Here is a 13292-nt window from a genome sequence, read left to right on the forward strand (position 1 = left end):
TATTTTAAATTGGGGAATAATCCTTACTTCTCTGCTTTAAACTCTTCTAACTCCTTAATAATTTTCGGTAATTGTACCAATAATTCCTGTAATTCTTCTTCTGTTAGGTCAGTACTATCTAAATTACTACTTTCGGATGCACCAGCTATCACTAACACCCCCAGTAAGTTATCATCTATATAAAAATTGCCAGATTACACATTAAGTGCAACCTGGCAATCATAGATGTATTATCTTTAGACCCATGGCTTTGCGTCCCTTCCTTTTAGAAGGTTTGCTGATATATTCATTTTTATTTATTATTTTGCATCATATTGGCAAAATCCTGCATTGCAATCTAAAATTATCAATTTATGTAAGGTCTGACGTACGACAAGATTCACAATAGTAAACACCCAGCCATTTCTAAATGAGTACAGTAGTAGTCACCGCCTACTACTTATTTTTTTGTTGTTTTAATTGCATTTTTTAGCATTATTGCTAATGGATTGCTTTCTTTTTAAATGATCCACCCATTACATCATGTACATCATTGATCGTGACAAAAGCATTTTCATCAATATCTTCAATAAGAGATTTGAATTTCGAAATTTCCAGTCGGGTAATAACGACATAAAGAATATTCTTTGTATTACCCGTATATCCACCTTCACCATGCAGCACAGTCACACTCCTGCCCAAACGGGCCCTGATAGCATCTGATATGGCTTCCCCATAATCGGATACAACGATGGCGGCTTTTGATTCATCTAAGCCTTCAATGGTTATATCAATTACTTTTGAGGCAATAAAATAAGCAACCAGGGAATACATAGCCCGGTCCCAGCCAAAAACAAGGCCTGCGGCAGAAAGAATGAACAGGTTTATCACTAAAATGATTTCCCCTACAGAAAAACTGGTTCTTTGATCCACTAATATAGCTACAATCTCTGTACCATCCAGTGAACCGCCATAGCGGACAATAAGCCCCACTCCGATACCTATGATAATACCCCCGAAAACAGAGGCTAAAAATAAATCATTTGTTAATCCCGGAATTGGCAAAAAGATATTGCTCCAATATGACAACGATACAATAGCAAAGATGGTTGAAAGTGTAAACGTCATGCCTATTTGCTTGTATCCCAGATAAACGAAAGGCATGTTTACGACAATTAAAAATACCCCTAGCGGCAAGTGTGTCAGGTGGCTGGCCATAATAGCAATACCAACCACGCCGCCGTCAATGATATTGTTGGGTACTAAAAAGATTTCTAACCCCGCCGCATAAATAATAGAACCAATCAATAATATTATGTAACGTTTTATTTGTTGTAAAATCCTATTCTTTTTCGCCATGCAAGATCCTCTTATCTTATAATTTTCTTTCATATCCTTCAAGAAAACTGTGTGCCCAGTAGATGCACTGATACGTTACATAACAGTATCCCTCGGTTTACCGAGGGAATGCATCACTCTGTATTCTGCTTTTTTCCAAGGCATTCGCAATACGTTGCAACCCTTTATTTATGCCTGTTAACTGCATCAAAACATAAATAACAACCACAACATATAGAATCATGAATATCATGCCAAATGGAAAGAAACCACCACCGTAATCCATCACAGATCATCACTCCTTCTATTTAAATAGGATGATCAGTAACTATAGGTTTATACTTTGGGTAATAAAAAAACCGGGCGCATCATAAATTAACCCCCTGCACTTTGCAGAGGGCTAGCTAATTGCCTTATGTTATGGTCTAGAATTGTTCACTCACAACCACATTTATGACCATTCCACATGTGCTTACTCTTACACATCCAGTCCTGCACATCATTTAAAGTCTCACCAAATCGTTGGAAGTGAACGACCTCCCGTTGCCACAAAAAGCGCAGGGTATCTTTAACACACGGATCATCCGTGCAGGCAATTAAATGCTCGTAGGTCACCCTTGCTTTCTGCTCGGCTGCCATGTCCTCGGTTAGATCGGCAATTGGATCGCCCAGACAAGCAATGTAAGAGGCACACCAAGGTACACCGTTCGCGTCTGTCCAAAACAGCCCATGATTATGTTGAACATATTGCCCTTCCCATCCAGCTGCTTTAAAATCTTCACAGGTAGCACCATCAACAAGCTTATATACCATAGCAGCAATCATTTCCATATGAGCAAGTTCTTCTGTACCGATATCTGTCAATAAAGCTTTAGCTTTATCAGTCGGCATACTATAGCGCTGATTTAAATATCGTAGCGAGGCACCCAGTTCACCATCAGGTCCACCGTATTGGGTGATAACCATCTTGGCAAATTTTACATCCGGGCAGGTGACGCGTACGGGATGTTCAAGCTTCTTTTCATATATCCACATATCCACTGCTCCTTTATCACATAATTATAGTTCCCAAGGCCATGGTCCTTGTACCCATTGCCATGGATCCTCGGATAAGCCGCCAAACCCAAAATTCAAGAGCGGCCCGAATTCAGCTTCATATCTTTCCTTATACTTTTTTAACACCTCTACTGCACAGTTGAAATCATTAATCGCGTCTCGGTCACAAGGATGGGTGTCCAGATAAAGATTAAGCTCGATAGCTACAAACTCCATCTCCTGAACTTTCCTAAGCATCGCTAGCTGTTTTTCATATTTCACTTATTCTACACCTCCATGCTTTATCTATTTGGGTATTGGGTAGACGCCCCAAAGTTCTGGAAACAGCGTGCCCTTCATAAGTGCTTCGGACGGGGTAAACGCTTGTTCATAATATTGCCACGGAACATACGAATGAGCCAGTAAAATACATTCTGGCAGCTCAGCGTCCATATCTTTATCCATGCCTGTCATGCATTTCTTGTTTTCCATATCACACATATCATCCATGTCATCGTCCAATTCATCATCCATATCACATATATCATCGATATCGTCGATATCGTCGATATCATGAAGGTCATCCTTCATTTTCATAACTTTGCTTTTTCCGCGTTCTGCATACATTTCGCTCTTGGTCTTTTTGCTCACAAAGAAAGCCTCCTCTCAATTAACCTAGTGTATTTTATGTGAAGCCAGCAGCAAATGTCCCTCACTTGAACAAAAAAATTCAGCAGGCACAAAGCCTGCCGAATCTACTATAATATTTAAGAAACCGGCATAATTAAGAATGCCAAAATGTACAACACAATCCCCGCCCCACGATACAGAACTGATAGCGCCCATGCCAAGCGGATTAACGTAACATCTAAACCTGTATATACGCTAAAACCGGCGCACACACCAAATACCATCCCATGTTGCTGGTCAAGTGCCAGCTGATGATGGATTCCGACTGACTCCGGCGTACCGGCGCCCTGGACAAACTGCCACACTGTCAATCCGCTGAAAAGGTATGCGCCTGCCCGGATTAACCAAATCATAAGTGAAGGCCCCCTTGAGGAAATTGCCGCAACGCCCAGCTGCTTTACACCCGTAATGTGAGCCTCTGGATATTACCGGCCAATTTCACTTACTAATTAATGAATAGAAATATCATTTCATTAGTAATTATTACCGTAAAGGGCGGCCTTTAAACACAAGATTAGACGCCGGTTGGACGTCCGTTCTTTTTAACCAGCTTTAACTGTGAACGAGCAGGCGTTAGTGGCGCTTGACCTGGCTTAAAGGCTTTGGCACTTGCCCTGCGTCCGATACTAATTAAGAGACCTACGGCGGCACAATTGATAATAAGGGAGGTACCACCAAAACTAATGAAGGGAAGTGGTACACCAGTGACTGGGAACATGCCTGAAACCATGGCAATATTTCCGATGGCCTGCCCTACTACCAGTGTTGTCACCCCGGCCGCCAGCATAAAACCATAGCCATCAGGAGCACGGCGGGCTATCTGCAGCCCATACCAAGCCATAGCTCCGAAGAGTACTAAGACGAGAGCTGCCCCGACAAAGCCCATTTCCTGGCATAATACAGCAAAAGCGAAATCTGTATGCGCCTCTGGCAAATAATGAAACTTGCTGGCTCCCATTCCCAGCCCAGACCCAAACGCACCGCCAGAGCCAATCGCCAGGAGCGATTGCACAGTCTGATAGCCTGATGTTTGCTGATAAGCCCAGGGATCAATCCAGGCTAAAATCCGCTCAGCCCGATAGGCAGCAGCATATACTAGATATATAGTCATAGCTACAGCGGTCATACCTAAAAAGGTAAGCTCTTGTCGTGGAATACCAGCTAAAACATAAAGGACCAGACTCAAACCGACAATAACGGCAGCAGTACCCATATCAGGCTGCTTAAGCACAAACACGCCCATAACCAATGTCACCCCCAGCGGCCAGGAGTATAATGATACAGGTAACCCCCGATCAAGCCGTACACCGAGGTAAGCGGACGTAATCACAATAGCAGTAAGCTTGGCGATCTCGGACGGCTGAAATTGAAAGCTGCCAAGTTTGAGCCACCGCCTGGCACCATTAGCATACTCTCCGTCAAAATGCACAGCCAGCAACAGCCCCATGGCTGCAAGTATCGCCACGATCAGCCAACCGCGGCTTATCTTGCGGTAATCGATTACAGCAGCTACTATCATAACCACAAAGCCAACACCAAAAGACAGCAGATGGCGGGTTACAAAAAAATAGCCGTCGTGAAACAACTGACCCCCAAGCACAAAGCTAGCACTAAAGACATTTACAGTACCAATTAAGAACAGAATTCCCGCAATAAAAAATACGGCTTCAGCCGGACTAACCCATAGTTTGGGGAACCTTCGGATCTTTTTCTCTTTCACGCTCTGGCGCTCCCTTCAAAAACACGTTAACCAATCAGCCATTAACCCATATTATATACTAAATGACTTCCAAACAGATAAAGAGGGGCTAAGCCGCTCTTAACTCCCAGTAGATAAAAGACGGGAGTCTTAGGAAAATTAGTCATCGAACTAACAAAACTACGGATGGAAAAAGAGGTGATCGCATGGGGTAACACCATATAAGCTATTGGCTGTTGACGCTGCCACCCATACTGTATTTGTTGCAGATGGCCCCAGCGGGGAAATTCTGACCGAACTGGCCTTTTCCCCCGAATTAAGTCCCACTGAACTTGCGGTAACCCCGGATTATACAAAAGCTTACCTGCCATGTGCCAATACCAACGGGAAAAATGAGATTTTGGCAGTAAACTTAACTAACTGGACACTCTATAGCCTGCCAATGACAATTCCCTACCCTGCCCAGTTTGTCTTGGCGGAAACCAGTGCAACTTCTGCCTATCTTGCCGAACCTTGCGGCGCACTACACCGCTTTGATTTGACAACAATGTCCAGCCAGTCACTGGGAGCACCGGCAGTTAAAGCCAGCTGCGTAGGATTGGCAGCTGACGCAGAAAGAATCTATACCGCTTGGGAACACCATGCCGGTGGCACAATTATGGAACTAGACACCAATGGTAATATCGCCTGGCAGTATGATATTGCCGGCATACCAACAAATATTATTTTATCTGATAACCGACTGATTGTTCCATTTACGAACACGGCTTTCACCGGTGAAGGTGTTGCCTTGTTTAATTTAAGTAAAAAACGCCGGTCACCGGCGGTAGTAACAATTCAATGTCCCAGTTGCCCCAGCAGCCTTGCAGCCTATCCCTGTCATGCCGCCGTGGCAGCAGATAATCAGACTGCGTATATTGTCAACGAAGATGGTGCGTCTATCTTTGTCATCAATCTGAATACCGCGCAGATTATCGACCGCTTGGCCATCGGGAGATCGCTGTCCCGCTTGTATCTAATTCCAGACACTCACCTGGCGATTGGCACCAGCAACTTATTCGCCGATCTGAGTCTGATTGATTTAGCCAGTGGGCCGCTCCTGGCAGTGACAAATACAAAACGACAGCTGCTATCAAGCATTGCCATTCTTCCCTAATAATTCGCTACATAAGGCTAAACCCCTCCCGCATATGCGTGAGGGGTTCTTTTTCAATAAATATTATACCTTTTGTTTGCCTAACTGCCGTGGCCAGTTTTCGCCCCACTTATACTTACTCTTTTTCGCATTTTTGTCAATCTTAGGAACATTCTCCGGTTCAGGCCGAACCGCTACTTCTGCGTCCGGCACAATTGCAGTTTTAACCTGATATTTAGCTTTCGTTCCACTACTCATATCTTCCGCCAAATTAACCTTTTGTTCGACTGAGTCTGTATTAGTTACAATCTTTTCACGCTCGTCATTATCAGGTGTGCAATCTAGTTCGATATCATCAACGGCATCTTCTTCAAGAACATGCTCGCGTTCTACAAACTCATTGCATTTTATATAGTTAGCGCTTTCAATATTCTCTCCAGCATCTTCAGCAGCTTCTTCATCAACTAATATGCCAAATTTAGTATGGTTCTTATATTTCACATCCACACAGTCTTTCTCTATCTTGATTACGCCTTTTTCTATCATGGCCAGTACCAAGAGAAAATGATCTGTTTCGCGGCGGACATGGTCGGCCATAACGGCGGAAATCGTACTTAACAGCCTATTGCTAATAATCATGTCGTAGGTGGCCTGCTCAAAGTCCCGCAGCCGCACAGTTGCGGCACGGCTATCCTGCAGGAAGCGATTGAAGGCAGGCAATTCGCTGGACTTATGTTCAAAGAAACTCACATAGTCCCACCCCTGCATTGTCAAGTCGTCAAACTCGTCTTGATAGCCTCTGACAACATCAATCATACTGATCTCAGACGGATCCAGCCTGCTGCCAATAAACTTGGTATGTTCAGCCATAATTCTTAGCCAGAAATCAGCTTCCAGGGCTTTGACCACAGCTAATTTCTTACCAGCCCGAATCTTCTCTAAAATGGCCATAAAATACTCGGCTTCCCGGATAATATGGTCAAAAAAGAGTGGCGGTAATGCGCTGCCCAGCTTATTGGTCAGTGATAAACCGAGCAAGAGGATTTTGAACTTAATAAACTCTTTAAGAGACGACATTGTATCGGCAATTAATTCAGCAAATTTTTTCTCGACTTGGGATTTTTCAGCCCGTACTCGCAAAGCCTTAAACTCCCGTTCAAAAGTGCTGGCTTCTTCAATCAGATCAGGCTTATCAAAAGGTAAACCGGTCTTAATGAACAGAGCATGATCTTCCATGATGTGCAGCCAAAACTTGACTTCTTCAATATCAAGTGACGGCACCGGCAGAACATTGCCTGTACCAGACGAGCGACGCGGCATAGCAACACACTCCCAACAAAAACGGATTTTAGTGTATTGTATGCCGCGGATGGCGGTAATGTGTTCAGTTAAGTATTAATATCAGCCTAAAATGTAGCCTCACAGCGGCAGATAGGCTGTCCCAGCATGCTGAATCGGGTTTCGTACTCGGTCATGATATTATCGGCAAAATCACTATTATGAAGATCATAGGTTATATGATTAAGCTTGAGCCCAAATTGATTAAATTGCTCCAACGAAAAATCAAACAACGGCCTGTTGTCTGTTTTAAGCCACAGCTGTCCGCCTGTCTTTAAAACAATGCGGTACTTCTCCAAAAAACCAGCATGCGTCAGGCGCCGTTTGGCATGACGGTTCTTGTGCCAAGGGTCGCAAAAGTTAATATACAACCGGTCGATCTCCCCTGGTGCAAAAACAGTTAACAGGTCATTCACATTAAACACCAGAAGACGCACATTGTTCAAGCCTTTTTCCTGGGCCTTTAGCGCCGCGTTGTAAAGAACATCCTTTTGGGCCTCAATACCTACAAAGTTGGTTTGATCCTGATATCGTTCACCCATTCCGGTAATGAAATCGCCCCTGCCAGTACCTAGTTCTACATGCAATGGCAGGTGATTGCCAAACAGTTCAGCCCAGTTACCTTTGAGTTCCTCCCCAGGGTTATGCAATACTATATTCGTAAAGCCAGTTAGTGCCTCTGCGATCCATGGCTTTTTTCTCAGTCGCAACCGGTCTCCTCCTTATTCCTTATCCAAGCCATATTTTTTTATATAGCGATAAAGTGTTACCCTACTAACATCAAGCATATTGGCCAGCCGGCTGATATTTCCCCCGGCTGCTTTCCAGGCTTCAACAAAAGCCTCTTTATCTTCCTTCCAGGCTTTGCTTAGCCGCTGTTCACCTGGCATCGCAATCTCATGAGCGGTAATGGTATCACCGGTAGTACGGAAAAAAGCCTGCTCAATAACTCCCTGTAGTTGTTTAATATTCCCAGGCCAGTCATAGCCCATGATGACCTCTGCCGCCTCAGGGGATAGCTGCTTAGTCGACAGTCCATGCAGGGCTGCCAGTTCTTCAACAATATGTGCAGCCAAACCAGGCACATCTTCCCGTCGTACCCGTAGTGGCGGTACCCGGACAACGGACCGGGAGATAAGTTCGTATAACCCGGCAGAAAACACACCTTTTTCTACCAGCCGTTTGAGATCAGTATCACAGGCTGCTATAACCCTAACATCAATAGGCCGCTGCACCGTTTCCCCGGAGCGAGATAGATTGCCCCCTTCCAGCGTTTCAGCCAGCTTATCCTGCAACAAGGCAGAGAGCTTCTCAATCTCATCAAGAAATAGTGTGCCGCCGCTTGCCAACTCCAGCTTACCCGGGCGTCCCTCAGCCTCGCTGCCCCCGCGGCCAAACAACTCTACTTCCAGTATTTCCGGTGGCATATCGCCGCATTTAACGGCAATCAAGGGGCCGGCTGCCCGGGAACTGGCCTGATGAATACCATGTGCCAACCGCTGCTTGCCAGTACCGGGTTCACCTTGCAGCAGGAAGTGATAATCATGCCTGGCTATACGGCTGGCTTTATCCTGCATAGTAGTAAATACCTGACTGTCTCCTACCATGCTTGACAAACTGTAGCGTGCCGTGTAGCCTGCCGTATGGGCGACCAGGGTACGCAAATCTTCGATAGGCAACGATACAGCAACAATACTCTCGACCTCACCGTCATCGCCGGAAAGCGGCACAACAGTTGTAATATCCTCATAGGTTTTGCGGGGGGTTATCCAGGTTACTTCCCGATTATAAGAGGGCACACCAAGAAACCCTTTATAAATCGGCGTATGCCGATAGTTTAGGAGCACATCACTCAGGTTTGGTCCCTCGTTTTTATCTTCGCTCCCAGGGGGCACAATTCCCAACAGACGACTGTTACCAAGCTTATTAGCATAAGCTACCTCGCCGCCAGGCAGGATGTGATATACCGCCAGCGGTACCGCGTCCAGAATGGTATGTTTGGCGTTTAAGCTGGCTACTATTGCCAGATGCTGTTCCATTGCATACTTAATGCTAAGTACCATGGCCACCATGGCACTATAGGGTAATTCTTCCTGTTGAATTGACACCACGGTAATAACAAACTTCACTTGATTATCCACGATAATCGGCGCCGAGCAGGCATCGCCATTTTGACAGTCCTTTATCCACATCTCTGGACCAAACATGAGAAACGGAACTTTGCTTCTATAAGCAATACCAATACTTGATGTACCGATATCTTCCTCTTGCATCCGGGCGCCCTCAAGCTCGCCGGCTGTCTTTTGATAAAACGGCATTGCATAGTTTTTCAGCACATATAATTCCTGATCCATTAGCAGCATACTCAAATTATATGTAGTAAAGTGTTCCTTGATCTCACTATAAAGGCCATCGAGAAAACTAAGCGCCGTAGCATAACGTTTACAACGTTTGCTCAGCTCTTCTTTTGACAACTTTAGATCTAAGTGGAATATATCACGCCTAACCCCCAGGTCCTGGCTGCGCTGCCAGGACTCGCCAATCCAGGGATGGACATTGGGATCGATAACGCTCTCATTAATAAATTTATCGTAATATTGTTCTAGTTTGACTTTATTGCGGCGTTCGCGAATCATTATGTACCTCCATAGAATTCTATAAGGATAATATCACATAAATATGGGTTTTTCATTCTATAACATATCGTGCACATTAACTGGTGAAGAAATAGAATACGCTATTGGCAAGTCTTACCCAGACGTAAGGCGGGGTTTTATCCCCGCCTGATGATCTAGCTTGATAACTACGTACGGTAGGTGTTGATATCTTCACTGAAGTGCTGAATAACAGTCTTAAACTCAGTAATCTTTCCCATCATGTCTTGCAGCTTCTCGTTATACACATGCACCGAAGCACTAACCTCCTCACTAGCTGCTGAGTTTTCTTCAGAAATAGCAGCCAGTGACTCAATCTTGCCATATACCTTATTAAGACCGGTCATCTCCTGTTCAAGCTTGGTAATCATATCTACAATGTTAACAGCTACTACATCGATGTAGCCAACATTCTCGGCACTACCTGTCACAACAGCATTCAATTGCCGGCTTTCAGCAGCAAGGATATCAAATTCATCCTCAATCATCTGAACAACGTTGCCAATAATATTCATCAAAACTTTTAGATCACTTGAGATGCTTTCAGAATGGTGATGCGACTGTTCGGCCAGTTTCCTGACCTCCTCAGCCACGACAGCAAAACCACGGCCCTGCTCACCAGCCCGGGCAGCCTCAATGGCGGCATTAAGTGCCAAGAGATTTGTCTGTCCGGCAATGGCAGCCACCATACCGGTAATCTCATTAATTTTCGTAGCTTGTGTCTGCAGGTGTTCAGCCGAACGCTTGACTTCAGAAAACTTATCAAGGCTGTGTTCCAGCTTAGCGGTCGAGGCCTGCACCTCAGCAAAGCCTCGATTGATTTCCTCTACAGCCGCCTCAAGCTGCTCTTTATTTCGGCTTTGTTCAGTTACTACCGTACTCAATGTTTCAAGATTGCCATTTAAGATGCCTACCGCGCTCGCTGTTTCCATGGCTTGGTTGGTAGCAGCAGTCGCAACATCATGTACTACCCCTGATATTTCGTCCGAGGTGTCTTTCATGCGTCCGGCCAGTGCATTAAAATCTTCGCCGTACTTATTCATCTCGTCGGTAATGCCTTTAAACCCGATAAACTCGCTCTTAACCCGCAGCTTATATTGAGCCAGCATTTTCATTATCTCTTCAAACTCGTCGCATGAATCCAGCTTGGTTTCAGTGAAATATTTACGCTCCTGAATACCAGCTATTTCTTCCCGGATCGTCGCAAACGGCCTGAGCAATAGCGAGGCACCGCCGGCAGCCACCGCGCCGTTTAAAAATGCCGTCCATAGCGGCACAGGTATACTCACTGCCGCCAACAGCCCGTCAACCAGTAGCGAAAATACGGTAACAGCTATACCGAGCTTGGCCGGAATACTTCTAACCACACCAAAAGACAGTACTTTGTTAAGCCGGTAAACAGCAGTATGGGTAATCGGCTTCGGGAAAGTAATGGCCATCTTGAGATGCTCTGTCGAGGACTCAACAATCTCTGTCTTAATGTCTTCTTTAAAGTAATCCGCAGCGCCTGCTAAAAGGCCTTTCATATAGCCAAACATGCCGCGTTTGGAACGATAGCTCAAAAGCGCCCCATATTCAGATACCGGATCAATCAGAAGTTCCGGAGGCTTGGCACCTGGTATCCGCTTTACCATGACAACATGAACATCATACATAGATCTAAGGAAAGAATACAAACTTTCCTGATGGAAGAAAGCCGGGTAAGCCTGCGCAAATGTCAGAACATTGTCTTTACCGATATTAAGCCAAATTTCATCCTGACTTTTACCAGTTCGTTCAGCTAAATAAGCGACAAAAGACTTAGGTTTGCCATCTTCAACCTCTTCGGTTGGCATAAACATTTTATCAGACTGCCAGCCAACATGCCTCATTGCGTCAGTGGTCAAGGCATCACCCCATATCTTGCGGGCTGTATTGACCCATGTGCCAACTACCGTTCCCTTCATAATCACCACTCCGTATCTTAAAGATTACTCTTTGCTGACGAGAAGCATTCTAGAATATTAACTACTTTATAATTCTTGATCTAGCTTAAAATCCCTCTATTATTTATAAGGTATTTTATAAGGTTTATATGTTTTCAACTCGTGTTCATTGTCTCGCAAAACCGGGTTATCTGCACTTACTCGTCCGGGCGTTTGCTGCGTATTCGAGGATTTTGCCGCCTCCATCGGGATAAACTAACACCACCATACAAACAGGAGGTGATACTTTGTCCAGCAAAGAAGATTGCGCCATTTATAGCTTTTGGAATGGCAAGAATTTAAAAGGTAACAATGAGTACTTTGACTACATCGGCAGCGGCGAAGACTGCAGTGAATTCAAATGTGTAGAGGGTACCGAAACAGTCTGTGCTGATGAGCTTTAAAAAACGAACAAAAAATCCGCGCAAACTCTGCGCGGATTTTTCGGTTCCCAGTGTTAGCGACCACCAAGCAATGAGGTTGTTATAATCACCGGGTCAAGCGCCTGAAAACGGGTACTCTCCAGCGCCTGTAATTCACTCGTTAACTTGACAAGTTCTTCTTTAAGTACTATTTTGGTATAGCCAAATTCATCAAGCCGATGCACAGCTGCATCAAGCTCATTGATTTTATCCACATACTCTTGGTGTGTTCTAACAATTTCCAATCCTGTTTTAATTTTCACAAAGCATCACCATTTATATTAATTCTAGCTCTATTATATCCCAATTAAAGGCAATTAACTCATAAATCCACAAAAATCGCAACCAAAATATCTTAGGTCACCGTTTAGGGAAAAAAACAATTCTTTGCGCTCTGGCATCTAACCCGGAAACTTTGAGGGTATTCTCCAATTCCCTGGTAAATACTTCTTTAAAAGAAGCACCATACTGTGTTCGCTTTTTGTCACCGGCCATGGTCTCACGCTGGTTGCGGTCATCAATGCGCTGAATAGGTACTATTTTTGTCACCATCTTAACCGCCTCCTTAGCTTAAGATAATTCCCGGCATATATATTATCGTATTATTCTTCCAAATTCCTAAGAACCAATTTCTTTTACTGGTTTTTCATCCATTTCTTACTTCGAGTTGCTCTTTTGCAGCTTGGTTACACTATCGAATGAGGAGGTGGTAAATATGTTTCACAAAAAGAAACGCAAGTCGATGTTGGGCATGGATATGGACATGGATATGGATGTAACCTCGGTGCTTAAAGCTGTGGCTGTCGGCGCAGTTATTTACCAGGCTGCCAAATTCATGATTCACGAAATGACTGAAGACTAGTTAACCCCTCCCTACATTCATTTTAAGGAGGAGGTGATACTATGTCTAAGAAACAAGAACAATGCAACAAAGATTGCACAAGCAACAAGAATGTAGAGTTCGGTAAAGAAATTTGCCCGAACGCCAAAGAAAACAAAAAAGATGAAAAAAAATGCAAATAATATAGTACAGGGTGG

General features: G+C 44.4%; 17 protein-coding genes and 1 riboswitch. Of the genes, 3 read left to right on the forward strand and 14 right to left on the reverse strand.

Features of this window, described 5'->3' with window-relative positions; all coding sequences use genetic code 11:
- Positions 1 to 23 precede the first annotated feature (23 nt).
- The 8 genes from VN379_RS20950 to VN379_RS20985 form a co-directional block, all read right to left on the reverse strand.
- Positions 24 to 152, reverse strand: a complete 129-nt coding sequence (locus tag VN379_RS20950; protein WP_325537470.1) for a hypothetical protein — start codon at positions 150 to 152, stop codon at positions 24 to 26.
- 51 nt (positions 153 to 203) lie between these two features.
- Positions 204 to 289, reverse strand: a riboswitch (cyclic di-GMP riboswitch).
- Between the two features lie 191 nt (positions 290 to 480).
- Entirely contained in the window at positions 481 to 1338 is an 858-nt protein-coding gene (locus tag VN379_RS20955; protein ID WP_325537501.1) for a YitT family protein, read from the reverse strand.
- Positions 1339 to 1435: 97 nt separating this feature from the next.
- The gene (locus VN379_RS20960) at positions 1436 to 1606 is read right to left on the reverse strand and encodes a hypothetical protein (RefSeq protein WP_325537472.1); all 171 of its coding nucleotides are present in this window, start codon (positions 1604 to 1606) and stop codon (positions 1436 to 1438) included.
- 146 nt (positions 1607 to 1752) lie between these two features.
- Positions 1753 to 2352: a manganese catalase family protein gene (locus VN379_RS20965; protein WP_325537474.1), complete on the reverse strand. Its 600-nt coding sequence runs from the start codon at positions 2350 to 2352 to the stop codon at positions 1753 to 1755.
- 24 nt (positions 2353 to 2376) lie between these two features.
- A complete protein-coding gene (locus VN379_RS20970) occupies positions 2377 to 2634 on the reverse strand; it encodes a spore coat protein CotJB (RefSeq protein ID WP_325537476.1) in 258 nt (85 codons plus the stop codon).
- Between the two features lie 24 nt (positions 2635 to 2658).
- Positions 2659 to 3003 (reverse strand): spore coat associated protein CotJA, encoded by a 345-nt coding sequence (locus VN379_RS20975; protein ID WP_325537478.1) that lies wholly within the window; start codon positions 3001 to 3003, stop codon positions 2659 to 2661.
- A gap of 116 nt (positions 3004 to 3119) precedes the next feature.
- A complete protein-coding gene (locus tag VN379_RS20980; RefSeq protein WP_325537480.1) occupies positions 3120 to 3395 on the reverse strand; it encodes a PspC domain-containing protein in 276 nt (91 codons plus the stop codon).
- A 161-nt stretch (positions 3396 to 3556) separates the two neighbouring features.
- Positions 3557 to 4762 carry a putative peptidoglycan glycosyltransferase FtsW gene (locus VN379_RS20985; RefSeq protein ID WP_325537482.1) on the reverse strand — a complete coding sequence of 402 codons (1206 nt, stop codon included), beginning with the start codon at positions 4760 to 4762 and terminating at the stop codon, positions 3557 to 3559.
- A 208-nt stretch (positions 4763 to 4970) separates the two neighbouring features.
- On the opposite strand from VN379_RS20985, the gene VN379_RS20990 reads away from it, so the two are divergent.
- A complete protein-coding gene (locus VN379_RS20990; protein ID WP_325537484.1) occupies positions 4971 to 5897 on the forward strand; it encodes a hypothetical protein in 927 nt (308 codons plus the stop codon).
- 63 nt (positions 5898 to 5960) lie between these two features.
- Here VN379_RS20990 and VN379_RS20995 read toward each other — a convergent pair whose 3' ends face one another.
- The 4 genes from VN379_RS20995 to VN379_RS21010 form a co-directional block, all read right to left on the reverse strand.
- Complete coding sequence (locus tag VN379_RS20995; RefSeq protein WP_325537486.1) at positions 5961 to 7196, reverse strand: DUF2935 domain-containing protein; 1236 nt, start codon at positions 7194 to 7196, stop codon at positions 5961 to 5963.
- An 86-nt stretch (positions 7197 to 7282) separates the two neighbouring features.
- A complete protein-coding gene (gene trmB / locus VN379_RS21000; RefSeq protein WP_325537488.1) occupies positions 7283 to 7924 on the reverse strand; it encodes a tRNA (guanosine(46)-N7)-methyltransferase TrmB in 642 nt (213 codons plus the stop codon).
- A gap of 12 nt (positions 7925 to 7936) precedes the next feature.
- Positions 7937 to 9850 carry a sigma-54-dependent Fis family transcriptional regulator gene (locus VN379_RS21005; RefSeq protein ID WP_325537490.1) on the reverse strand — a complete coding sequence of 638 codons (1914 nt, stop codon included), beginning with the start codon at positions 9848 to 9850 and terminating at the stop codon, positions 7937 to 7939.
- A 167-nt stretch (positions 9851 to 10017) separates the two neighbouring features.
- A complete protein-coding gene (locus tag VN379_RS21010; protein WP_325537492.1) occupies positions 10018 to 11814 on the reverse strand; it encodes a heme NO-binding domain-containing protein in 1797 nt (598 codons plus the stop codon).
- A 266-nt stretch (positions 11815 to 12080) separates the two neighbouring features.
- Here VN379_RS21010 and VN379_RS21015 point away from each other — a divergent pair, with 266 nt between their 5' ends.
- Positions 12081 to 12236: a hypothetical protein gene (locus tag VN379_RS21015; protein ID WP_325537494.1), complete on the forward strand. Its 156-nt coding sequence runs from the start codon at positions 12081 to 12083 to the stop codon at positions 12234 to 12236.
- A 53-nt stretch (positions 12237 to 12289) separates the two neighbouring features.
- On the opposite strand, the gene VN379_RS21020 is transcribed toward VN379_RS21015, so the two are convergent.
- Together VN379_RS21020 and VN379_RS21025 are read right to left on the reverse strand one after the other, a co-directional pair.
- On the reverse strand, positions 12290 to 12517 hold the full coding sequence (locus VN379_RS21020) for a hypothetical protein (protein ID WP_325537496.1): 228 nt from the start codon (positions 12515 to 12517) through the stop codon (positions 12290 to 12292).
- Positions 12518 to 12614: 97 nt separating this feature from the next.
- Complete coding sequence (locus VN379_RS21025) at positions 12615 to 12806, reverse strand: hypothetical protein (RefSeq protein ID WP_325537498.1); 192 nt, start codon at positions 12804 to 12806, stop codon at positions 12615 to 12617.
- A gap of 163 nt (positions 12807 to 12969) precedes the next feature.
- On the opposite strand from VN379_RS21025, the gene VN379_RS21030 reads away from it, so the two are divergent.
- On the forward strand, positions 12970 to 13116 hold the full coding sequence (locus VN379_RS21030) for a hypothetical protein (RefSeq protein WP_325537499.1): 147 nt from the start codon (positions 12970 to 12972) through the stop codon (positions 13114 to 13116).
- Positions 13117 to 13292 lie beyond the last annotated feature (176 nt).

It is taken from the genome of Sporomusa sp., from assembly GCF_035561255.1.
GTDB lineage: Bacteria > Bacillota > Negativicutes > Sporomusales > Sporomusaceae > Sporomusa.